The sequence below is a fragment of the Pantoea sp. Seng genome (assembly GCF_009829935.1).
Lineage (GTDB): Bacteria > Pseudomonadota > Gammaproteobacteria > Enterobacterales > Enterobacteriaceae > Pantoea > Pantoea communis.
In genome coordinates this window covers 69,868-92,685 of sequence record NZ_SZZV01000015.1, presented here as the reverse complement: position 1 = coordinate 92,685, position 22,818 = coordinate 69,868, and the positions used below count along the sequence as shown (strand labels likewise).

19 protein-coding genes are annotated in these 22,818 nt (G+C 52.7%); 14 read left to right on the top strand and 5 right to left on the bottom strand.

The features are described 5' to 3' along the window. Window positions 1-7 precede the first annotated feature (7 nt). The 3 genes from FD737_RS16345 to pepD form a co-directional block, all read right to left on the bottom strand. Window positions 8-1,006, bottom strand: a complete 999-nt coding sequence (locus tag FD737_RS16345; protein ID WP_160834030.1) for an ABC transporter permease — start codon at window positions 1,004-1,006, stop codon at window positions 8-10. Then, complete coding sequence (locus FD737_RS16340; protein ID WP_160834029.1) at window positions 1,003-2,508, bottom strand: sugar ABC transporter ATP-binding protein; 1,506 nt, start codon at window positions 2,506-2,508, stop codon at window positions 1,003-1,005. The genes FD737_RS16345 and FD737_RS16340 overlap by 4 nt, the downstream gene beginning before the upstream one ends. Window positions 2,509-2,838: 330 nt before the next feature. After that, on the bottom strand, window positions 2,839-4,299 hold the full coding sequence (pepD, locus tag FD737_RS16335; protein WP_160834028.1) for a beta-Ala-His dipeptidase: 1,461 nt from the start codon (window positions 4,297-4,299) through the stop codon (window positions 2,839-2,841). Window positions 4,300-4,553: 254 nt separating this feature from the next. Here pepD and gpt point away from each other — a divergent pair, with 254 nt between their 5' ends. The 3 genes from gpt to crl all read left to right on the top strand — a co-directional run bounded on the left by gpt (window position 4,554) and on the right by crl (window position 6,892). Continuing rightward, window positions 4,554-5,012, top strand: coding sequence for a xanthine phosphoribosyltransferase (gene gpt, locus FD737_RS16330; RefSeq protein ID WP_007887137.1), 459 nt, complete (start codon window positions 4,554-4,556; stop codon window positions 5,010-5,012). A gap of 121 nt (window positions 5,013-5,133) precedes the next feature. Beyond that, a complete protein-coding gene (gene frsA / locus FD737_RS16325) occupies window positions 5,134-6,381 on the top strand; it encodes an esterase FrsA (RefSeq protein ID WP_160834027.1) in 1,248 nt (415 codons plus the stop codon). A gap of 109 nt (window positions 6,382-6,490) precedes the next feature. Next, window positions 6,491-6,892 carry a sigma factor-binding protein Crl gene (crl, locus tag FD737_RS16320; protein WP_097117548.1) on the top strand — a complete coding sequence of 134 codons (402 nt, stop codon included), beginning with the start codon at window positions 6,491-6,493 and terminating at the stop codon, window positions 6,890-6,892. Window positions 6,893-7,004: 112 nt separating this feature from the next. On the opposite strand, the gene ompC is transcribed toward crl, so the two are convergent. Beyond that, window positions 7,005-8,123 (bottom strand): porin OmpC, encoded by a 1,119-nt coding sequence (gene ompC / locus FD737_RS16315; RefSeq protein WP_160834026.1) that lies wholly within the window; start codon window positions 8,121-8,123, stop codon window positions 7,005-7,007. Window positions 8,124-8,369: 246 nt separating this feature from the next. Here ompC and proB point away from each other — a divergent pair, with 246 nt between their 5' ends. The 11 genes from proB (at window position 8,370) to FD737_RS16260 (ending at window position 21,010) form a co-directional block, all read left to right on the top strand. Beyond that, window positions 8,370-9,473: a glutamate 5-kinase gene (gene proB, locus FD737_RS16310; protein WP_034825331.1), complete on the top strand. Its 1,104-nt coding sequence runs from the start codon at window positions 8,370-8,372 to the stop codon at window positions 9,471-9,473. A gap of 10 nt (window positions 9,474-9,483) precedes the next feature. Further along, complete coding sequence (proA, locus tag FD737_RS16305) at window positions 9,484-10,737, top strand: glutamate-5-semialdehyde dehydrogenase (protein WP_160834025.1); 1,254 nt, start codon at window positions 9,484-9,486, stop codon at window positions 10,735-10,737. A 352-nt stretch (window positions 10,738-11,089) separates the two neighbouring features. After that, window positions 11,090-11,821 (top strand): S24 family peptidase, encoded by a 732-nt coding sequence (locus FD737_RS16300; RefSeq protein WP_097117545.1) that lies wholly within the window; start codon window positions 11,090-11,092, stop codon window positions 11,819-11,821. Between the two features lie 413 nt (window positions 11,822-12,234). Further along, the gene (locus FD737_RS16295; RefSeq protein ID WP_034825325.1) at window positions 12,235-12,513 is read left to right on the top strand and encodes a hypothetical protein; all 279 of its coding nucleotides are present in this window, start codon (window positions 12,235-12,237) and stop codon (window positions 12,511-12,513) included. A 181-nt stretch (window positions 12,514-12,694) separates the two neighbouring features. Beyond that, window positions 12,695-13,162 carry a hypothetical protein gene (locus FD737_RS16290; RefSeq protein WP_034825324.1) on the top strand — a complete coding sequence of 156 codons (468 nt, stop codon included), beginning with the start codon at window positions 12,695-12,697 and terminating at the stop codon, window positions 13,160-13,162. 2 nt (window positions 13,163-13,164) lie between these two features. After that, entirely contained in the window at window positions 13,165-13,509 is a 345-nt protein-coding gene (locus FD737_RS16285) for a hypothetical protein (RefSeq protein WP_176505737.1), read from the top strand. Beyond that, complete coding sequence (locus FD737_RS16280; protein ID WP_097117544.1) at window positions 13,506-13,799, top strand: hypothetical protein; 294 nt, start codon at window positions 13,506-13,508, stop codon at window positions 13,797-13,799. The genes FD737_RS16285 and FD737_RS16280 overlap by 4 nt, the downstream gene beginning before the upstream one ends. A 201-nt stretch (window positions 13,800-14,000) precedes the next feature. Continuing rightward, window positions 14,001-15,746 (top strand): amylovoran biosynthesis protein AmsF, encoded by a 1,746-nt coding sequence (locus FD737_RS16275; RefSeq protein ID WP_097117543.1) that lies wholly within the window; start codon window positions 14,001-14,003, stop codon window positions 15,744-15,746. Window positions 15,747-16,923: 1,177 nt separating this feature from the next. Then, the gene (locus tag FD737_RS16270) at window positions 16,924-18,231 is read left to right on the top strand and encodes an oligosaccharide flippase family protein (RefSeq protein ID WP_058961536.1); all 1,308 of its coding nucleotides are present in this window, start codon (window positions 16,924-16,926) and stop codon (window positions 18,229-18,231) included. Further along, complete coding sequence (locus tag FD737_RS16265; RefSeq protein ID WP_097117542.1) at window positions 18,228-19,223, top strand: glycosyltransferase family A protein; 996 nt, start codon at window positions 18,228-18,230, stop codon at window positions 19,221-19,223. The genes FD737_RS16270 and FD737_RS16265 overlap by 4 nt, the downstream gene beginning before the upstream one ends. Before the next feature lie 497 nt (window positions 19,224-19,720). Continuing rightward, the gene (locus FD737_RS16260; protein ID WP_160834024.1) at window positions 19,721-21,010 is read left to right on the top strand and encodes an HAAAP family serine/threonine permease; all 1,290 of its coding nucleotides are present in this window, start codon (window positions 19,721-19,723) and stop codon (window positions 21,008-21,010) included. A 38-nt stretch (window positions 21,011-21,048) separates the two neighbouring features. Here FD737_RS16260 and FD737_RS16255 read toward each other — a convergent pair whose 3' ends face one another. Further along, complete coding sequence (locus tag FD737_RS16255; RefSeq protein WP_097117540.1) at window positions 21,049-22,605, bottom strand: methyl-accepting chemotaxis protein; 1,557 nt, start codon at window positions 22,603-22,605, stop codon at window positions 21,049-21,051. Between the last annotated feature and the right edge of the window lie 213 nt (window positions 22,606-22,818).

Sequence of the window (22,818 nt, the reverse complement as noted above, 5' to 3'; positions counted from 1 at the left end):
ACGCGCCTTAGCGGCGCTGAATGTAGGTAATCGCCAGGGCCAGAGCCAGCACCAGGCCTTTGATAATGTCCATGGCGTAATAAGGCACGGACAACATCACCAGCCCGTTCTGCAACACACCCAGAATCACCGCGCCCACCAGCGTACCGAGCGCGTTAGGTTTGCCGGAACCGGCCAGCGAGAAGCCGATCCATGCCGCGGCAACGGCATCCATCAAATATCCACTGCCGGCGTTCACCTGCGAGGAGCCAATACGCGATGCCAGCAGAATGCCGCCTAATCCGGCCAGCAGCGATGCGAGTACATAGGCCAAAACGCGGTAGCGCGTGGTGCGAATACCGGAAAGGCGTGCGGCTTCTGGATTGCCACCCAGCGCGTACATGCGACGGCCATGCTTGGTCAATGACAGTGCCAGTTGTGCCACAATCGTCACTACCAGCATGATGATCACAATGGTCGGCACCTGACCCAACAGACCGAACGCTGCGGGGATAGTGCCCTCCGCCATATCGCCGCTTGGCATCACCATATTCTCGGTAATCGAACCGCCGAAGCTGTAAGTCATCGCCACGCCCTGAATGACAAACAGGGTGGCCAGTGTAGCCAGCATGTCGGGAATGCGCAGAATCACGATCAGGAAGCTGTTTAGCAGCCCCACCAGAGTGCACAGCAGCAGCGTGATGATAATGGCTTCGGTGGTGCCAAAGCCGTGCCAGACAAACAGCGAAATCACCAGCGCATTGGCCAGTGAGGCGGTTGAGCCTACCGACAAATCGAAGCCGCCGATGGTCAGCGAAATCGACACACCAATCGCAATTACCGTGACGATAGCAATCGAACGCAGGATGTTGATGATGTTGGTGGGCTCGAGGAAGCTGTCCGATGCCAGACCAAACCCAGTGATCAGAATCACCACGGTCAGCAACATGCCCCATTTATAGAGAAAATCGAATAGTTTATGACGCAGAGAAACCTGCGGGTTCAGGGATAGTTCTTTGCTGCTCACGCAGGGGTTCCTCCGGTGGAATAAAGCAATAGCATCTCTTCTGTGGCCTGACGACCTTCCATCTCTGCCACAATGCGCCCATCCCAGAGCACACAAATACGGTCACATAAGCCGACCAGTTCGGAAAACTCGCCCGAAGCGTAGATGATGCCTTTGCCTTCACGTGCCAGGCCGTCAATCAGGCTGAACAGATCGGTTTTGGCTTTGATATCGACACCTTTAGTTGGCTCATCAAGAATCAGCACATCGGCGTTGTTGCGCAGCCATTTTCCAATCGCCACTTTTTGCTGATTCCCGCCCGACAGACGACGCAGAATCTGCGCCGGGCCGGTGGTACGCACGTTGAGGCGCTGAATCACCTCTTCGGCCCAGCGCCAGGCCTGACGATGACCGAACAGGCTCCAGCGGGAAAAACTGTTGTCCGCGCTGACGCTCAGGTTCATGCTCACCGGTTCATCAATGAAAATACCCTCTTTACGACGCTCTTCCGGCACCAGCGCCATACGGTTTTCCACCGAATCATGTGGAGAACGCGGTCGCCACGGTTTGCCGTGCAGCTCGCCTTTTTCGACGCGGCTTTTGTTTGCACCAAACAGCGCCTTACACAGCTCGGTTTTCCCTGCACCCGCTAAGCCGGCAATGCCGAGGATTTCGCCTTTGCGCAGATGCAGTGAAATGTCCGCCAGCAGTTGATCATCGTGCAGACCTTCCACCGACAGCAGCAGCGGTTGCTCACTCTGTTCACGGCGAGGTGGATAGACATCGGTCAACTGGTGCCCCAGCATTTTCTCAACAATCTGCTCGCCACTCAGTGCCGCCATCGGGCTGCTTTCAATCAAGCGGCCATCGCGCAGCACGGTTAAGCGATCGCAAATCGCTTTGAGTTCGTGAATGCGGTGGGAGATAAACACCACGCCAATGCCGTTGCTTTGTAAACGACGCACCACGGTAAACAGACGCTCGCTTTCATGCTGATCCAGCGGCGCGGTCGGTTCATCCAGAATGAGAAAACGGCAGTGATGGGAGAGGGCGCGCGCCAGCAGGATTTGTTGTTTCTCCGCCAGCGAGCAGCGTTCCACCAGACGATTAACATCGATGTTCACTTCCAGCTGATTGAGCAGGGCACGCGCCTGACGGCGGATCTCGCGCCAGCTATAGACATGGCCGGGTTCTGCCAATTGATCGAGCAGGATGTTTTCCGCCACGCTCAACTGCGGTACCAGCGCCACATCCACTTCCTGCTGCACCAAATGAATACCGAGTTTTTTGGCATCGCGCGGGGTGCGAATCGAGACCGGCTGGTCATCCAGCAGAATTTCACCGCTGTAATGATTATGCGCGCCGGATAGCACCGCCATCAGGGTGGATTTTCCTGCGCCATTGGCCCCGGTCAACGCATGCACCGATCCGCCCTCGGTTAGAAAATCGACCTGGGTCAGTGCGGCAAAACCGCCAAAAGCGATGGAGATATTACGCATCTCCAGGCGGTTAATCGCACTCATGGGGCAGGCCTTTCATTAAGAGAGTGGGTGGCATTTTTTCTGAACCCATAACGCTGGGCAACAAACGAAAGCGCATAAGCTAGCACGAAATCTTATTAGCCATCCAGACATCTGGGCGTAACGGCGTCTAAAACTAGAGAGGGAGTGTGGAGTGGTAGAATGCTGGGGTAATAAGCAGGATTTATAGTGAAATATGCTGCATGTTACTGTCGGTCTCAAAATGGATTCCGGCAAATATTGCGACCTTATTAGCAAGAGAATCCTTAACCTCAGAATTGCAGGCATAAAAAAACCAGGCCTTAGCCTGGTTCCTTACAGCATCGCAAAGACTTACGCCTTCTCTGGCACCACGTTCATCAGCGCAGTCAGCAGTTTCCAGTACAGACCGACGCTCTCAATGTGCACCTGCTCATCCGGTGAGTGTGGACCGGTAATGGTTGGCCCAATCGACACCATATCCATGTTCGGATACGGCTTCTTGAACAGACCACACTCCAGACCCGCGTGAATCACCTGAATGTTTGGCGTTTTGCCAAACAGGGCTTCATAGGTTTTACGCGTCAGCGCCATCACCGGTGAATCAGCATCAGGCTGCCAGCCAGGATAACCGCCTTTTGGTGCGGTTTTCGCGCCAGCCAACTGGCCCAGTGAAGTCAGGGTTTCCACCACCCAATCTTTGCCGGTGTCGATCAGTGAACGAATCAGGCAGATGATTTCGGCATTGTCCTGATCCATGGTCACCACGCCGACGTTCAGCGAGGTTTCCACCACGCCTTTGGCCACGTCAGAGTTGCGAATCACACCGTTCGGGGTGCTGTTCAGCAGGTTGATGAAGCGATCGCGGCTGTCGGTGGTCAGCGCCTGGCCCTGATGTGCCAGCGGCTCGGTGGTTAACGCAATGTTCTTCTCTTTAATGCCCAGCTCGTTCAGCAGCGTGGCCTGGAAATGAGCCGCAGCCGATTTGAGTGCATCCACTTTATGGCTGTCGATTGCCAGCGTGGCAAAAGCTTCGCGCGGAATCGCATTACGCAGCGTGCCGCCAGTGAACTCAATCAGACGCACATCCAGTTCCTGCGCGTAGACCGCAAAGAAACGCGCCAGCAGCTTGTTGGCGTTGCCCAGACCATGATGAATATCGGCACCGGAGTGGCCGCCTTTCAGGCCTTTCAGCGTTAGCTTCAGGGTTTCAAAGCCCGCAGGTACGGCTTCACGGTTTAATGGCAGGGTGGTGATGAAATCAATACCCCCCGCGCAACCCATGTAGATCTCACCCTCTTCTTCAGAGTCGGTGTTGATCAGGATATCGGCTTGTAGCCAGTTTGGCTGGAGACCAAACGCGCCATCCATGCCCGATTCTTCGGTCATGGTCAGCAGCACTTCCAGTGGGCCGTGGGTCAGGCTGTTATCAGCCAGCACCGCCAGCGCAGAAGCCATGCCAATACCGTTGTCGGCACCCAGCGTGGTGCCACGCGCTTTAACCCACTCGCCATCAACATAAGGTTGAATCGGGTCTTTAGTGAAGTCGTGCACCGTATCGTTGTTCTTCTGCGGCACCATATCGAGGTGCGCCTGCAGCGCGACAGGGGTACGTTTTTCCATGCCCGCAGTGGCCGGTTTACGAATCAGGATATTGCCGACCTGATCGCGCTCAACCCAAAAGCCTTGCTCTTTGGCCCAGTTGACCACGTGTTCGGCCAGCGCTTCTTCATGGTAAGAAGGGTGTGGAATGGAGCAGATTTTAGCGAAAATATCCCACAGCGGTTGGGGGGAAAGTTGCGACAATTCAGACACAATGCATCTCCTGTGTCAGCGCGGCGGACATACCGCTCGCACGCCGGGTTCCAGTGAAAGATCGCCGTCAGCACATCTGACGTGATGTGGCTGAGAATATCACTGTTTTTCACCGGGTGCGTACTCAGGCGCGCTAAAATCCTGCATCCAATGCGACAGATGCTGGTTTTTAACGCGTCAGATCCTTATAATCTCGCGCAACCTTTTCCCCCTTGCCTATTTTTAAACCAACATTGTTGGTCGGGATTTCTTTTATGAGCGAAAAATACGTCGTCACCTGGGACATGTTGCAGATCCATGCCCGCAAACTGGCCCAGCGCCTGCTTCCTGTGGAACAGTGGAAAGGTATCATTGCGGTCAGCCGCGGTGGTCTGGTTCCGGCATCGCTGCTGGCGCGTGAATTGGGTATTCGCTATGTCGATACCGTCTGCATCTCAAGCTATGACCACGATCATCAGCGCGAAATGAAAGTGCTGAAGCGTGCGGAAGGCGACGGTGAAGGTTTCATCGTGATTGATGACCTGGTGGATACCGGCGGCACCGCGCAGGCGATTCGCGATATGTATCCAAAAGCGCGTTTCTGCACCATCTTCGCTAAGCCTGCTGGCCGTGCGCTGGTGGACGACTACATTGTCGATATTCCGCAGAACACCTGGATCGAACAGCCCTGGGACATGGGCGTGGTTTACATCCCGCCAATCGTCAAAAGCTGATTGATGCAACGCAAACAACGCCCGGTTATGCCGGGCGTTGTGCATTCTACGCCTCGCACCCAACATGCGGGTGCAGTACACTCTTAGGCATCTATGCGACTATCGCCGGAGAACGTCTAAGATGTCGGATAAAAACCTCAGCGAAGAGCTTTTTAAGCCCCGCTTTAAACACCCGGAAACCTCCTCTCTGGTGCATCGTCAGCACCATCATCCGGTTCAGGTGCACAACACCCTCGAAGGGGATACCCAACCTTGCTGGTATCGCATGCTCAACAAGCTGCTGTGGACATGGCGCGGCCTGTCACCGCAGGAGATCAGCGAAGTGCTGGCGCGCATCGCTATCAGTGAGTATGAGCACACTGATGACACCCAACTCGACACGGTGATTGGCTATCGCGGGGGTAACTGGAACTATGAGTGGTCGAAGCAGGCCGCCTTATGGCAACAGCGCGCGATGGAGAATGAAGATCACGAGGAAGCCGGGCATCAGTGGATGCGCGCATCTAATCTCTACAGTATTGCCGCCTATCCCTATATCAAAGGCGATGATCTGGCCGATCAGGCACAGGTGCTGGCAAATCGGGCATACGAAGAGGCCACGCAGCGTCTGCCTGGTGAGCTGAAAGCGCTGACCTTCCAGATCAGCGGTGGCAGCCCGGTCACCGGTTTCCTGCATATGCCTGCTGAGGCCAAAGCCCCATACCCAACGGTGCTGCTGTGCGGTGGCCTGGATTCGCTGCAGAGCGATCATTATCGCCTGTTCCACGATTATCTGGCCCCGCGTGGCATCGCCATGTTGACGCTGGATATGCCCTCTGTGGGCTTCAGCAGCAAATGGAAGCTGAACCAGGACACCAGCCAGCTTCACCAGCAGGTGCTGCGTGAGCTGAGCAATGTGCCGTGGATTGATCACACGCGCGTTGCGCTGTTTGGCTATCGCTTTGGCGCCAATGTCGCCACCCGACTGGCTTATCTGGAAGTGCCACGCCTGCGTGCGGTCGCGACACTGGGCGCGATGGTGCATAACGTGTTTGTCGATGAGCAACGCCAGCAACAACTGCCGGACATGTACATGGATATGCTGGCCAGTCGCCTGGGGATGCCGTCCGCGTCTGACAGCAACCTGCGCATTGAGCTCAATCGCTATTCACTGAAGGTGCAGGGTCTGTTGGGGCGTCGCACTCCGACGCCGATGCTGGCGGCATACTGGCCGGGCGATTTGTTCAGCCCAGAAGAGGAGGCTCAATTGATTGCCAACTCTTCCGCACAGGGCAAAGTATTGGCAATACCCGCCACGCCGGTGTTCTCCAGTTTTGAGAAAGCGTTAAATCAAATCTGTGACTGGTTAACAAAACAATTGGGTGTATGACTGGCAAAAATTCGACGCTCTGCTACTACTTATATCCGGGATATTTTGCGTTGCGCGCGTGATTCGCGTAACGAGAAACAATTTTACGGTTATTTGAGGGAGAATTAGCATGACGTTACCGAGTGGTCATCCCCGTAGTCGCCTGCTGAAGCGCTTCACCGAATTGGGGCCGTACATCCGTGAAGGAAAATGTGAAGAGCAGCGTTTCTTCTTCGATTGCCTGGCAGCGTGTGTCAACGTCAAACCTGCACCTGAACTCCGCGAGTTCTGGGGCTGGTGGATGACGCTGGAAGCGCACGAAGACCATTTCACCTATGAATACCACTTTGGGTTATTTGATAAAGAGGGTGATTGGGGTGTGGCAACCATTAAAGGCAAAGAGAACAACGAGAAAGTGGAGAGTACGCTGCGTAATTTCCATGAGCGTCTAAAAGCGGTGTTGAAGGATCTTAAATTGGATCTTAAACCTGCATCGGGTTTTAAAGAAGAGCCGGTGAAGCTCAGCGCTTAATCACGCCATCGTTGGACTCGGCTTTCAAGCCCGCTAAACAGACAAAAAGAAGAAAGAGCCGGTGATGAGCCGGCTCTTTTTTTATAGACACATTGAGGGTAAATCAGACGACTTAGAACTGGTAAGTCAGACCAACAGCAACGATGTCGTCGTTGTTCAGTGACAGACGGTTGTCGTCGTTCAGCTGGTTGATTTTGTAATCAACGAAGGTAGACATGTTCTTGTTGAAGTAGTAAGTCGCGCCAACGTCGATGTATTTAACCAGGTCCGCATCGCCGATACCTTCGATGTCTTTACCTTTGGTCTGCACATAGCCGATAGACGGACGCAGGCCGAAGTCGAACTGGTACTGTGCAACCAATTCAATGTTCTGCGCTTTGTTCGCTGCACCTGACACGGAAGCACCGGTCACTGAGTTGGTGCCGCTGATTGGGGTCATGTTGCGGGTTTCGGTGTAGATTGCGGCCAGGTAAACGCTGTTAGCGTCATACTTGATGCCCGCGCCCCATGAATCCGCTTTGTCACCAGAACCGTAAGCACGCGCTTGCTGCTGATTAGTACGGTCAGAAGAGGTGATAGCAGACATCAGGCTGATGCCGGTGCTGCCGATGGTGTAGCCCAGTGACGCACCGTAACCGTCGCCGTTCTGGCGAGAGGTATCAGTGGCGCTACCACGTGCGTTAGCGCTGGTAGAGTCGTTTTTACCCTGGTATTGCAGCGCGAAGCGCAGGCCATCAACCAGACCGAAGAAGTTGCTGTTACGATAAGTCGCAACACCCGTCGCACGCGCAGTCATGAAGTTATCAGTACGCGCAGTACCGTCACCACCGAATTCTGGGAATACGTCAGTCCATGCCTCAACGTCGTACAGCACGCCGTAGTTACGACCGTAGTCGAATGAACCGTACTGACCGAATTTCAGACCCGCAAAGCCCAGACGGGTTTTGTTACCTGAGTTAGCGTCAGAACCTTCAGAGTTGTTAACGTTGTACTGGTATTCCCACTGGCCGTAGCCGGTCATCAGATCGTTGATCTGGGTCTGACCCTTGAAGCCGATACGAACGTAAGATTTGTCACCATCGTTTGAAGCGGCATCACTAAAATAATGCTCAGCTTTAACGCGGCCGTAGAAGTCCAGTTTGTTACCGTCTTTATTATAAACTTCTGCGGCGTGTGCGGTGGAAGCCAGTGCCAGCGCTGATACGACTAATGCCAGTATGCTCTTCTTCATTTGCTATCAATCCCAATGAGTAAAATTTGTTGTACCCTTGAAAGGGTTTGTAAAACAGGGGACTTTTTACCGACTGGTGATGAAAGTTTTATGACAGTTTTTCTGATTTCTTGTTAATCGCGAACTTTTGGTCTACTGCATTGTCAGGGGATTTTTGTGCTTTTCCCCTTGCTGTTATTGGCTTCCTCGCTCACTCCTGATAAAACGTCCCTTCGCAGAATTTTTTTCTTATATGGCAGGAAAAACATGAGTGGCAGTCAGACCCTTGTGGTCAAATTGGGTACCAGCGTCCTCACCGGCGGTTCGCGTCGGCTGAATCGTGCGCACATGGTGGAGTTGGTTCGTCAGTGTGCACAACTGCACGCGGCGGGTCATCGTATCGTTATCGTCACATCAGGCGCGATTGCCGCCGGACGCGAACACCTGGGTTACCCCGAACTGCCACCTACCATCGCCTCAAAGCAGCTGCTGGCTGCGGTGGGGCAGAGCCGTTTGATTCAGCTGTGGGAGCAGCTGTTCTCAATTTACGGGATTCATATCGGTCAGATGCTGCTGACGCGTGCGGATATGGAAGATCGTGAACGCTTCCTCTACGCACGTGACATGCTGCGTGCGCTGCTCGATAACCACATCGTGCCGGTGATTAACGAGAACGATGCTGTTGCTACCGCTGAAATCAAAGTGGGCGATAACGACAACCTGTCTGCGCTGGCGGCGATGCTCGGCGGCGCGGATAAACTGCTGCTGCTGACCGATCAACAGGGCCTGTTCACCGCCGATCCGCGCACCAATCCGGAAGCGGAACTGATCAGCGATGTGCACCAGATTGATGATGCGTTGCGCACCCTGGCCGGAGGCAGTGTTTCCGGCCTCGGCACGGGTGGCATGGCGACCAAACTGCAGGCGGCCGATGTGGCCTGCCGCGCCGGTATCGACGTGATCATTGCGGCGGGCAGCCGCCCGGATGTCATCAGCGACGTGCTGTATGGCAAACCGGTGGGCACCCGTTTCCACGCACAGCAATCACCGCTGGAGAACCGCAAGCGCTGGATCTTCGGCGCACCGCCGGCTGGCGAAATTGTCATTGATGACGGTGCGCTGGCTGCGGTATTAGAGCGCGGCAGCTCACTGCTGCCGAAAGGCGTGCGTGAAGTGCAAGGCAACTTCTCTCGTGGCGAAGTGATCCGCATTCGTAACCTGCAAGGCCGCGATATCGCCCACGGCGTGACGCGCTACAACAGCGACGCCATGCGCATGATTGCCGGTCATCACAGCCAGGAAATCAGCGACATCCTCGGTTACGAATATGGCCCGGTTGCGGTGCATCGTGACGACATGATCGTCAGTTAAGGAGCAGATGATGTTAGAAGAAATGGGAAAAGCGGCGCGTGCAGCGTCGTACAAGCTGGCAGAACTCTCCACTGAACAAAAAAATCAGGTGCTGCTGACGATTGCCGATCGCCTGGAAGCGGAAAGTGCCGACATCCTGGCGGCTAACGAGCTGGATTTGGCCGATGCGCGGCAGAATGGCATGAGCGCGGCATTGCTGGATCGCCTGACGCTCAATCCACAGCGTCTGAAAGGTATCGCTGACGATGTGCGTCAGGTGTGCCGTTTGGCCGATCCGGTCGGACAGTTGATCGATGGCGGCGTGCTGGTCAGCGGTTTACGTATTGAACGTCGCCGCGTGCCATTGGGCGTGATTGGGGTGATTTATGAAGCGCGTCCTAACGTCACCGTGGATGTGGCTTCTCTGTGTCTGAAAACCGGCAATGCGGCGATTTTGCGCGGCGGTAAAGAGACCTATCGCACTAACGCGGCTACCGTTCGCGTAATCCAAAACGCGCTGAGCGAGCATGGCCTGCCAAAAGGTGCGGTGCAGGCGATTGAAAACCCGGATCGCGAGTTGGTTAACCAACTGCTGAAACTTGATCGCTACGTCGATATGTTGATTCCACGCGGCGGTGCAGGGTTGCACAAGCTATGTCGTGAAAACTCGACGATTCCGGTGATCACCGGAGGTATCGGTGTGTGTCATCTCTATCTTGATGAAACCATGGAAATCGAACCCGCGCTGGAGGTGATTGTTAATGCGAAAAAACAGCGTCCAAGCGCCTGCAATTCACTGGAAACCTTGCTGATTCACCGCGATCAGGCTGAACGCTTTATTCCTGCATTTGTGCAGCGCATGGCGCAGGAAAACATCCCGCTGCACGGCGATGAAAATGTCCTGTCGCTGCTGCAAAACGGCCCGGCCAGCGTGGTAGCGGTGAAAACCGAACAGTATGACGATGAGTGGTTATCCAACGACCTTAACGTCAAGCTGGTGGCGGATCTCGACGATGCGGTTGCGCACATTCGCGAACACGGTACGCAGCATTCGGATGGCATCCTGACGCGCAGCATTGGCAACGCCAACCGCTTTGTGAATCAGGTCGATTCCTCCGCCGTTTATGTCAATGCCAGTACGCGTTTCACCGATGGCGGGCAGTTCGGTCTGGGTGCGGAAGTCGCGGTCAGTACGCAGAAGCTGCATGCGCGTGGCCCGATGGGTCTGGAAGCGCTGACGACCTACAAGTGGATTGGCTGGGGCGACGATACGCTGCGCGGCTAATTTTCACTTCTGCAACACAATGGGCACCGTAAGGGTGCCCATTTTTTTTGCTTCCGATCCAATTATTTCCAGAGCTTTTTGATTTATTTCTGTCATCTATGGCGCCGACGCGCTTTTTCGCGCATTTTTTGTTTTAGGTGCTGGTATCAGCGTCACAGAACAATCCTGAAAACCCCTGTCAGAACAAGCTGTAGGGCATTCATTGCTGGTTTCCACCCCGTCGAAGAGGATAATGATCATCCAGCTTCATTGATAAAAGCTGTTGGGTAGTAAACTGACGGTAATATAAAATGAACTGGTAGCAAAAAAGAAAATAACATTCAGTCTTTAACTGATGGCAGATTATTAACTGATGGTTAAAAAAGAGAGTAACAGACAAGCTTTTACTGCCAGGCTGATTGCCGCGTGTGATAGCGCGGGAATTGTCGGACATGGACGAAACAAACAGGTTGCACAGGCGCTGCAGAAAAGGGGATGCAGGATCTCAACACCGGGGGTCTGGAAATGGTTTAACGCTCAATCGATTCCGGATGACAGTAATCTACTGGCGCTCAGCCAGTTGCTGGACGTGCGCGTAGAGTGGCTGCAGTTTGGCATGGAGCAACCCGATGCCACGGTGAGCCAGCATGCACTTATTGACCCGCAACATCGGTTCCGCGTCGAGAGTCTGGATATTGGGCAGCGAAGCGCTCAGGGCATTGCTGCGCGTGATGAACTGGTCGAAACCATTCAGGCTATCGAGTATGGGCTGGATGAGGCACGCGTGCTGTTCAGCGGCCGTCCGGCAGAGAGCATCCGCCTCATCGCGCTAAACAATGATTCGATGGCCGGCACCTTTGCGCCACGTGATCAGCTGTTCGTGGACATCAGCGTGCATCGCTTTGACGGAGACGGGATTTACCTGTTTACGCTGGATGATCAACTTTATCTCAAACGTCTGCAGCTGCAGCACAGAAAGGTCGCGGTCATCTCCGACAACAAGCGCTATGAGACCTGGTACTTAACGCTGGATGAGGCGGCCTCATTGCAGGTCGTGGCGCGCGTCATCATGAGCCAGGCGCGTGATTACCAGATTTTAGGTTGATCACAAAACGCGCTGAGCAGGTAAAAAAATATTCCGGCTGAAATCATAAATTTAACCGATGGTAAATAAAAAATTAACTGTTGGTGTTTGCCAATGCATTAGAACCTGTTAATAATTTGACCATGGAAGGACGACATCACTGCTCCCGGATGAGCCCGCTCTTAAACAATTGAGGCGCTGCACAAGCGCGATACCCACCACCCAAAGTCAGTGAATTTTGGGATGGGGTGGATGCGCATTATGCAGCGTCGTCAGCTCTCTTCTGACTTCACTCTCCTCTGCTTATCCCTGGCCGCGAACGCAGCCGGGCGGGTCGATGTCGAGTGTTTGCAGTGGAATCACGGACGCCTCGGCTTCAGCCGACACGCCGCGCCTGCCACCCCATCGCCAAAGACTCATTCACAGGAGGAGTTATGGCGATTATCCAGTATGGCAAGTCAGTCTTCACCGGGAACGCGCGCACCCGCCGTCACCGACGCCGCCAGTCACTTAGCCGCCTGAAGCGCAGTATCGACTGCGCCTTAGGCCTTGAGCCCGATAACCCAAGCCTGCGTAGCGCAGAGCGCATCTGCCAGCGCCAGACGCAATCGCGAGTCGACTGTGCGGTAATGGCCCCCACACCACGTCAGGCCGAAAGCGCCAGCTTCGACAACTGCTGTCTGCCCCACGTCCATTTGTACGCCGTGCGCTAAATCCTTGTCATATTTCCCAGCTTTAAGCGGAACGTTTCGTTATTGCTCACTGTTTAGCCTCGCTTGAGCGTAGCGCGGATTACGCGTGGTCTCAGAAGGGCAGATAGATCAGTGAGATTTATGTTTTGGAGTCTTTGCGCAGTCATTTTTGCATCGTTGCGCCCGTCAAAGAGGAATCGCTATGAGCCAGATTATTGCCATTTTGAATTTTGAAGAGGGCTACCGCGAGGCGCCCTACCTTGATACGCAAGGGTTTCCTACCGTGGCCGGCGGTATCCGCATCGGGCCTAAAGGAGCCTCACTCAGCAACTACATCTTCCAGGTACCGCGACGAGTCGGGGATGTGTGGAAGCAGTGCATTGTGGAGAACAAAGTGCTGGAGATGAACCAGCGTGCTCTGGTGCAGCAAGCGCTAAGCAAGTGCAGTGAGGCGCGCTGTGATGTGCTGATCAGCATGGCATATCAATTGGGCGTTGATGGGTTATCCCTGTTTCGCGGCATGCTGAGCGCCATCACCCAGGGGGACTTTAATGGCGCCGCCAATGCCATGCTCGACAGCTTGTGGGCACGGCAAACGCCCGGGCGCGCACGGCGTCACGCTGAAGTCATGCGCAGCGGCAGCTACGACATTTATCGGGGGCTGTTATGAACATGAGATGGATGGTGTTTGTCATCGCGGTGCTGGCAGCAGTGATTGTGCTGTTGTTGCTCCAGCGTTTTACCACGCTGGAGTTTGTGAAGCATGCGCGACTGTTGTTCAAAACCTGGTCAGTATGGCTGGCTTCATTGGGTTCGATGCTCAGCGCCTGGGCGCAATCCTTCCCCTCATCCGCGCTGGATGCCTGGAATGCATTGCCTCAGGACATCAAAGACATTCTTCCCCACAACTACCTCGGGTTGATTGGTGCCTTCATGGTGGCGATGGGGGTTCTGGCGCAGTTTGTCCGACAGAAAAACCTGATTGAACAGCGCAAGACGTTGGAGGAGAAACCATGACGCTTATTACTTCACTGCTTGGCGGCAGCTGGCACTGGCTGGCTGCACTGGCGGGCATTGTTGCGGCACTGGTGGCCAGCTACTTCGGTGGCAGAAAGATTGGCAAGGTGCAGCAACAAGCCAAATCAGAGGTGGACTCCGCGAACAAAGCGGCCGTGCAGGCTGTCGCGGTTAACCAGCAGCAACAACAGTTGCGCGAGGAGGCTAAACGTGTGGAAGCCAGCAATCTTAATCTCGATGACGCTGCTGCTCGCGACAAGCTGCAGCACTCGAAATACAACCAGCCCTGAATCCCCCGTCGTTATCGACTCTGCTTGCACGCTTTTCTCCCCGATTTACACCCACGGCAACGATGCCGAGCGTATGGATGTTCGCACCGTGCGCGCCATCAACAACCACAACGATCTCTGGGATCAGCACTGCGGCACATCGGCGCACTAACGCTGTTCCCACACTTGCATTGCAAACCTGAAAAGGCCGAGGAGGCTATGATGATCGAAGTTAACTCTTATGCTGAACTGCGTACTACCGTTCCCAGCAAAAACGGCGATTTGGCGTTTTTGCGTCGCTATAACGCGGACTCTACCTTCCACGGTGGCGGTGACTTCACCGGTTTTATCGGCACCACCACTGCCACTGATGATGGCGGGACGCTGGCGGTAGGTAATGGCTTTTACTGGAAACGTGTGATTAACGATCCGTCCGACATCAACGTTTACCACTTTGGTGCCAAAGGAGACGGTTATGCCAATGACACGGACGCGGTTAATCGCATGCTAACCTGGACGCAGAATTACAGCGGTAATATTAAGGACCTGCCGATTCGTTTTCCCGGCGGGAAGTTTCTGATCAGTCCAATTGATATCAGCGGCACCGATAACGCCTTCTTCGGTCTGCAGGGTGATGATGTTGAGCTGGGTTCGTTGCCGCGTACCACGATTATCTCGGATAAGAGTGCCAACCCGGTATTCAAGGTGAAGGCGCGTCGCACCTCGATTCGAGGCATTGCCTGGAATGGTCAGGCTTCAGCAGATATCACCACCAACAAAGGCACCATCACGGCCGATATGTGCAGCAACGTGCAGCCGTTCTTCGAAAATACCTGTATCGAAGGCACCACGGTAAACATCTACTGTTTCCGCGCACAGAATAACGGCGGCACGGTGATTAAAGTGCTGGATACGCTGGACACCAAATTTGACCAGATTTATACCCTCTACACCTATGCGCGCGTCTTCGATGTGGGCTGGTCAAATTCACCGAATGGGGTATGGGATCACTCTACCGCGATTGAGATTTGTAACTGTAACTTCCAGACGGGTTATGGTGACGCCACGTTGTATATGCCGCGCTGTACACAGGGGATTTTGCGCAATGTGTGGATCGAGCACACGCGCAATCCAGGAGACTTGTCGGATGGTGGCTGGACCATTGATACGCTCAATATTGAGGATTGCGGCAATCCTTTCAATCTCAATAATGCGCGCGTGGTGATGCGTCAAATCAACCTGCAGTCTGGCGCGAAAGTGTCGAACGATCTGGTGGCCGGCAGATGGCTCTCCACCTTCGAATATGGTTATCGTCGCGACGAGAGCTACGGTAGTTTCCTGACCGGATCGCTACGTGCCGGCTATTATAGCGGCTACAAGATCACCAATAACACGTCAACTGACAACTGGTATCGCCTGGGGCAGCTGTTCTTCCCGAATGCGAACCAGCAGTGGGTGATGGAGTTTATTGGTAAAGCCGATGCCACCCAGCCCACCGGCACTGCCGGCACCCCGGTTAACGTGGCAAGTAGCGGCAAAACCTGGATCAATTTGCAACGGCTGGAAACGGTGTGGGCGGATGCTTTTCATATGGGGCAGCCCGCCATCCTGGATATGCGTTACGGCCGTGTCGGTACCACTTATGCCGTGGTGTGGGTGAAGCTGAAAGCGAACAGTGGCGACACCATGCTGAACCTGAAAACCACCGGCCCAACGCGTTTCGATTCAGGCTCATGCTCGCTGTTCCAGTCTGATCTGTCAGTTGTTACCGATACCACCAACATGGGCACACTGAAGCCAGCCGCACGCTTTGGCATGCACAATGGGCTGGCGGGGATTGGGGCTAATGAGAAGGGCGTGCTGACGATGGCCACCGCCGCCGGAACGCCAACCAATAAAACCGCGCCAACCGGCTTTGTGCTGGTGAATATCAACGGTGTCGATCGTAAACTTCCCTATTACGACTGAGACCCATCTATCTGGCGAGGCTGCGGCCTCGCTTTTTTTTTGACCAAAATACACGCAGAGCGTCTCAGGTTCGTTGTCTCTTTAACAGTGGTTCCTGGCACGCCAGCCGCATAGGATGGCGATATTCTCAGATGGAATGTGTTAATTCTCTTTTTATTTACGTTAATGCGTACAAAAAAACGTTAATCTGGAGATGGTGTAGTTTTCAGTACGGCACCAGGCAATAAAACGGTTCGATATATCAGGTCCGTTCTTATCTCCAGATTCATTACAGTTTAATTTGCCCGGATAATTTGCAGGTTAACTTACAGAACAAGGTGTTAGCGAAAAATGGTCTTGTAAGTCCATTTCGATCTTATTATTCCTACAGTATTTGACTGTCGCCTTAATCAATTTTCTGAAAACCGATTCATCCGCGCTAATCTTTCCCCTTCTGCGATATCCCATTTCCAGCTAAGTAAATTCCGTATTGGCCTCCAGGCCATTGACCTCATCGCAATGTCTGGTGAGAATGCGATTAAAAGTTTGAATCAGATCGCAAAATTAGGGCCCTGAGCCCATTGCAACACGGCTGCTAGAGTCATGTTGAATTAACGCCACTTGCCATTATCGAACGGCGAAAGACGCATCGAGATAATAAAAAGGCAGGGCATACAGCAAAATCGTGAATGTCGTAACGTTCGTTGATAAGGCCGTCTTTAGATGTACCTTTTCAATCCCGGTCGGCATTTCTTGTGGTGCAAAAACATTCAGTAGGCTGCACCTGTTTTAATCATATTGAATGGCATATTGATAATTGGCGTTTCTTATTGATGTCACGGTGATTGCACTAAGTGTCATCTTGTCTTCGAAATAAGAATTAATGTAACTGCATGATATTTAACTGAACTCGTCTGAGTACAGTGCGGTTCCTTGCGCCAAAAATAGCCCGTAACAGGTAGTCAGTACACTGGTAGCTGTAAGCCAGGGGCGGTAGCCTGCGTATTTAGTTAAATGAATGAATAATAAAAATGCACGATTTGATTGGCGATAATCTTATTTAACCCACCGTTTTATGAGAGTTAAAAGGCCGGCGATTTCTGCCTGAGGAAACTCCTAAATAAATCAAATTTAATGTTAAGCCGGGCGAAAGGGACGTGAAGTTTGGCTTAGTCATGATTCTCACTGAGGTTGATCTGTGAAAGATAAATTAAAAAATTCGATGTGGATGATTGCTGAAAAACTCATCGCAGTGTTTGGTCTGATTTTTGTGACGTCCTATGTCGCGAAATATGTTGGACCGACCACCTTCGGCATTATCTCACTCTCCATGCTGGTGTTTCAGTTTATTCAGTCGATCGCCGTGATGGGCAGCGATGTGATTTTGCTGAAGCGTATTTCGCAAAATCGTCATTCAGGTATTCGCCTGATGATGGCGACTTTTCTGCTGGTGATGCTGATTTACTGCGGTTTAGCGCTCAGCGGCATGGTGATCATGGGAGAGGCGTGGAGCCGTGAAGCGCTGGTATTTATCTGCGCAGCGGCGATGGCCTGTCTGTTCTCGTCGATTGATCTGGTCAATATCTACAACGAGGCCATGCTCAACGCTCGACTCAATGTGATCGCCAACGTGATCGGCCTCGCCATCAGTCTGTCAGTGCGCTTCATTATTTCGTATCTGCAACTGGACCCTCAGTTTCTGGCGATCCCCATTGTGCTGGCTACGTTGCTGCCGTTCAGCATCAAGCTGGCGATTTTCTGGCGCTATCATCGCCAGGGGCCGATTCCGGCGCTGCGCCACATCAAAAAGTATTCGCGCTACATGGTGGCTTCTGGCATTTCGCTGGTGTTCTCGGTGATCGCTATCGCGATTTATACCCGCGTCAACCAACTCAGCGTTTCGTATTTCCTCGGTGTAAAGGAGGCGGGAATATTTGCTGTTGCCATGACGCTGGCAACCTCATGGGTGTTTTTACCTAATGCCTTGTTGGCCTCATTTTTTCCGGCGTTCTTTGCCGAGCGTGATGATGAGCAGTCAATTGTCAAAGCGCAAAAACTGCATCTGCTGGTCGTGGGGGTGTCCGCCATTGTGATCATGGCGATATGGCAACTCGCAGGCTGGTTTATCCGTGACTTTTACGGCGAGGCGTATCTCGATGCCATCGCGCCGACGCTGCTGCTCAGTGTGGGCGCGATGTGTGGTGTGCTCAGCAGCCTCATGGACCGTTTTATTATTAAGTACAACGGTTATCGCTTTTTAGTGAAAAAGACCTTTGCGGTATTAATTATCTGCCTGGCATCGTCCATTTTATTGGTGCCGCTTTTGGGTTTAACCGGCGCTGCCCTCAGCGTGGTATTAACCGAATTCCTCTCTTTCTCGCTGCTTAATTATTTCTTCACTGCGCAACCGGTGATGCGTATTCATCAGATTTTTATCAACCCCAGGAAACTATGGCAGTTATTTGTCAATTACAAAACCTCAGACAGTAAAGAGAGTTTATCATGAATGAAAAACCACTTTTCAGTATTATTATTCCCGTCTATAACTCACAAAAAACCATCAAGCGGACATTGCTGAGTGTGCTTAATCAGACGTTCAGCGATTATGAAATTGTGGTGGTAAATGATGGTAGCACTGATTCAACCCTAAACGTACTGGAGGAGTTTTCACGTTATTCTCAGGTCACGGTAATAAACCAAAGGAACGCCGGTGTCAGCGCGGCTCGCAACAGCGGATTGCAACAGGCCAGTGGGGAATATGTTCTTTTCCTCGATGCAGATGATTGGGTGGATGATGATTTTCTAATGATCTTCAAACTGAATCTGGATGCATGGCCAACGGAGTCGGTAGATTTGATGGTAGGAAACCTCAACGACGGCCGTGTGGGCAAGGTCTCTCAGGCTGGCTTCTTCAGCAACGAGGATATTCCTTATGTGCTCGGTGAGCTGGAGATGAGCGACAACATTGGTTATTTGCATAATAAGTGTTATCGCCGTCAGATACTGAGTGAGCTAAATCTTCGCTTTATTGAGGGGATCTCAATGAGTGAGGATCTTTTATTTAACCTCAAATTCTTCAGCTGTATTAGCAATTTTCTGGTCACTCAGGGAACGGCTTACCATTATGAAGATGTTGCCGGTTCATTATCCAAGCAAAAGGTGCATTACAGCGAGCTCAAAGTCAGAAAACAGTTTCTGACCACGCTGTATGATTCTATCGTTGAGAAATATCAGGGGAGTAATCTCGATTACCTGCTAAAGGGCATTTCAAAACGCGTGCTGGCGTTAGATATGCAAATTGTCACGGCGATGTATCATTCGTCGTTTTCACCTGCAGATATCGCGCAGGAAATTAATGAAATAAAGCGGGGGAAATACTCGAAAGGGATTTTCATTCTGCTGAATAAAAATGAAAAACTGAAGTACATGATTATGAATTTGAATACTATCACAGCGTACTATTTCCTCTATGCACTCTACAGAATGCGCGCATTCTGATTTGAAATTCTCCCGGGATTATTCTCTGTCATTGTCTGCTGCGGATATTCCTCAGAATACCGAGTGGAACATTGGCTTCGCCAGAGAGCAGTTGCCGGGGGAGTTTCACCTTTCTCTACTGCAGTGCCTGTGGCAACGGTTCGCCGTTGCCACATTTTCCCCGTCCGCATAGCCCACTTTCAACGCCTCCCACTCGCGCATCACTCTCCTGTCAGCATCCCGTTCAGCCTGCAAATCGAACCCGACAAATCCTTGCACTCCTTCATGCTCTCAGGTCAAATAGCGCCCATGCAAACGTTTGCGTGCGTGAATCATGCATATCTGTTGATTTAATAACCGATTTGCGCATTTATGACGGCTTTGTGATGCATGTCTTGCGTTCAGGCAACCTTAAGTCGTCAAAAACGCGTAGCATGTGCCCCGTCGCACCAATGGCATGTTTAGCCGCCGTGATTTCGGCTGCATTGTTTAAAAAGCTTTAAATTCTGGAGAGACAGATGGACAACTCACAAACCGTTGCGCAGGGCACGGTTGAGGCCCGTTCAACAGGCTGGCGTAAGAGTGATACCGTGTGGATGCTGGGCCTCTACGGTACAGCGATAGGCGCAGGCGTTTTGTTCCTGCCTATCAATGCAGGTGCAGGTGGTCTAATCCCCCTGATTATTATGACCATCCTCGCGTTCCCCATGACCTACTATGCACACCGAGCTCTGACGCGCTTTGTGCTGTCGGGTAAAAACCCCGGTGAAGATATTACTGAAGTGGTGGAAGAGCATTTCGGTGTGGGCGCAGGCAAGATCATCACCTTGCTCTATTTCTTCGCTATTTTCCCGATCCTGCTGATGTATAGCGTGGCGATCACCAACACCGTCGACAGCTTTATCGTGCATCAACTCGGGATGGTCTCGCCGCCGCGCGTGCTGCTGTCATTGGTACTGATCATCGGCATGATGACGGTGGTACGCTTTGGCGAGCAGATGATCGTCAAGGCAATGAGCGTGCTGGTGTTCCCGTTTGTCGCGGTGCTGATGCTACTGGCCGCCTATCTGGTGCCACACTGGCACGGCGCTGCACTGGAAACGCTGTCGTTCAGCCAAAGCGCTGGCGATAGCAGCATCTGGATGACGCTGTGGCTGGCAATTCCGGTGATGGTGTTCTCCTTTAACCACTCGCCGATTATCTCGTCGTTTGCGGTGGCGAAGCGCAATGAATATGGTGCAGGCGCGGAAAAGAAATGCTCACGCATTCTCGCTAGCGCACACTTGATGATGGTGGTGACGGTGATGTTCTTCGTCTTCAGCTGCGTGCTGAGCCTGTCACCGGCGGATTTGCAGGCGGCGAAAGAGCAGAACATCACCATTCTCTCCTATCTGGCAAACCACTTTAATGTGCCGATGATTGCCTGGATGGGACCGATTGTGGCGATGGTGGCGATCACCAAATCGTTTCTCGGCCACTACCTGGGTGCGCGTGAAGGCTTCAATGGAATTGTGGTGAAATCACTGCGCAGCCGTGGCAAAAGCGTCACGCCGCAACGTATGAACCGCGTCACAACCGGCTTTATGCTACTGGCAACTTGGTTGGTCGCCACCTGGAATCCGAGCATCCTCGGCATGATTGAAACCCTCGGCGGGCCGATCATTGCGATGATTCTGTTCTTAATGCCGATGTACGCCATTCAGAAAGTCCCGGCGATGCGTCAGTACAGTGGTAAGATTAGCAACGTGTTTGTGGTGATGATTGGCTTGTTAGCGATTTCGTCGATTGCTTATTCGCTGATGCATTGATGCAAAAGGGCGGCGCGGTTTGAACGCGCCGCTCTGTCTTACACGGCGGCGGTCTTAAACACACTCATTGACTGCGCCAGACGATCGGCCTGTTCCTGCAACGCCTGAGAAGCGGCGGACGCTTCCTGTACCAACGCAGCGTTTTGCTGAGTCACCGCTTCCATCTGAGTAATCGCCAGATTGATCTCACTGATACCACTGCTCTGCTCGCTGCTGGCAATGGTAATTTCACTCATGATATCCGCCACGCTCTTCACGCTGTTCACCACTTCACCAATGGTGGTTCCCGCGTGCGTCACCAGACGGCTGCCTTCATCCACTTTCGAGACTGAGTCTTCAATCAGGACTTTGATCTCTTTCGCGGCAGAGGCGGAGCGCTGTGCCAGATTACGCACTTCGGTGGCGACCACAGCAAATCCACGGCCTTGTTCACCGGCGCGAGCAGCTTCAACCGCAGCGTTAAGCGAGAGAATGTTGGTCTGGAAGGCAATGGAGTCGATTACGCTGATGATATCGACAATCTTTTTAGAAGAGAGAGTGATCGCCTCCATCTTCTCGATGACCTGTTCCATCACCACGCCACCCTCTTTGGCAACGGTTGAGGTGGTGGCCACCAGCTGATTGGCTTCACGCGCGTTATCCGCATTGTGCTTCACGGTCGCGGTCATCTGCTCCATGGCGGAGGCGGTCTCTTCCAGCGAGCTGGCCTGCTGCTCGGTACGGGATGAGAGATCAATGTTACCGCTGGAGATTTGATTTGAGGCCACGGCAATGGTGTCAGAACCGGCGCGTACGTTGGACACGATGGTCAGCAGGTTATCGTTCATCGCCTGCAGTGCCTGCATCAGCACGGCGGTTTCATCTTTGCCGCTGACTTCAATGTGCGAGCTGAGATCGCCCGCCGCGACTTTCTCGGCGATGCCTACCGCTTCATTTAACGGGCGGACAATTGAGCGCGTCAACATAAAGCCCAGCAGCACAGAGGCAGCAATCGCGATGGCTGAGAAGATCAGCGTGATTTCAATCGCAGTCGAGCCGTCATCAATAATGCCAGTGCCTTCTTTGCGCAGCTGATCGGACTGTGAGTTGGCGAAAGCCACCGCACTATCAAGGAAGGTATTCTGGGTGCTGGTGATTTTTTTCAGCACAAACGTGCTCGCCTCATCCAGTTTTCCTGCGCGCACTAAGTCCAACACTTCATTCTTTTGCTGCTCAAACAGCTGGCTGGCGGCCAGCAGACCGGCGATTTTCTTTTTACCGATTTCGGTAATCTGAATGGCTTCGATCTTTTTCATAGCGCTGTTGGTGCGCTCGGTTGCCTCATCCAGCTGCTTAAAACGCTGTACGTTGTTTTCCGGGCGCAGCGTATCAATCACCATGCCGCGTAAGTATTTGATCTGATCGTTCACACCATCGCGCACGTCAAAACCCAGACGGACTTTGACATAGCGGTCTTCCACAATGGAGGTGATGCCGTTTTTAATGTTGTTGATTTTCATAATCGACGTCACACCGACTACCCCCAGAAGGGCCACAACAAGTGCGAAGGCTATCCCTAAACGGACGCCCACTTTCATATTCTTTAAGCTCAACATTGGTTCTCCCCGTAATGCTAAATAGTGTTGTTTTCAAGACGGAAAAGCAGGCTGAGGGCCCGCATCAGGCTGATGTTTTATAAGGTAAAGATACTTTCCGGGCGTAATTAATCTGGTATGGCAGCACCGGTTCAAGCGCTATCAGTTATCGGTTGTTAATGTTTTAACTTTAATTTTTTAGAGGTGCGTCACAAAAACGTTAACATGATTAAT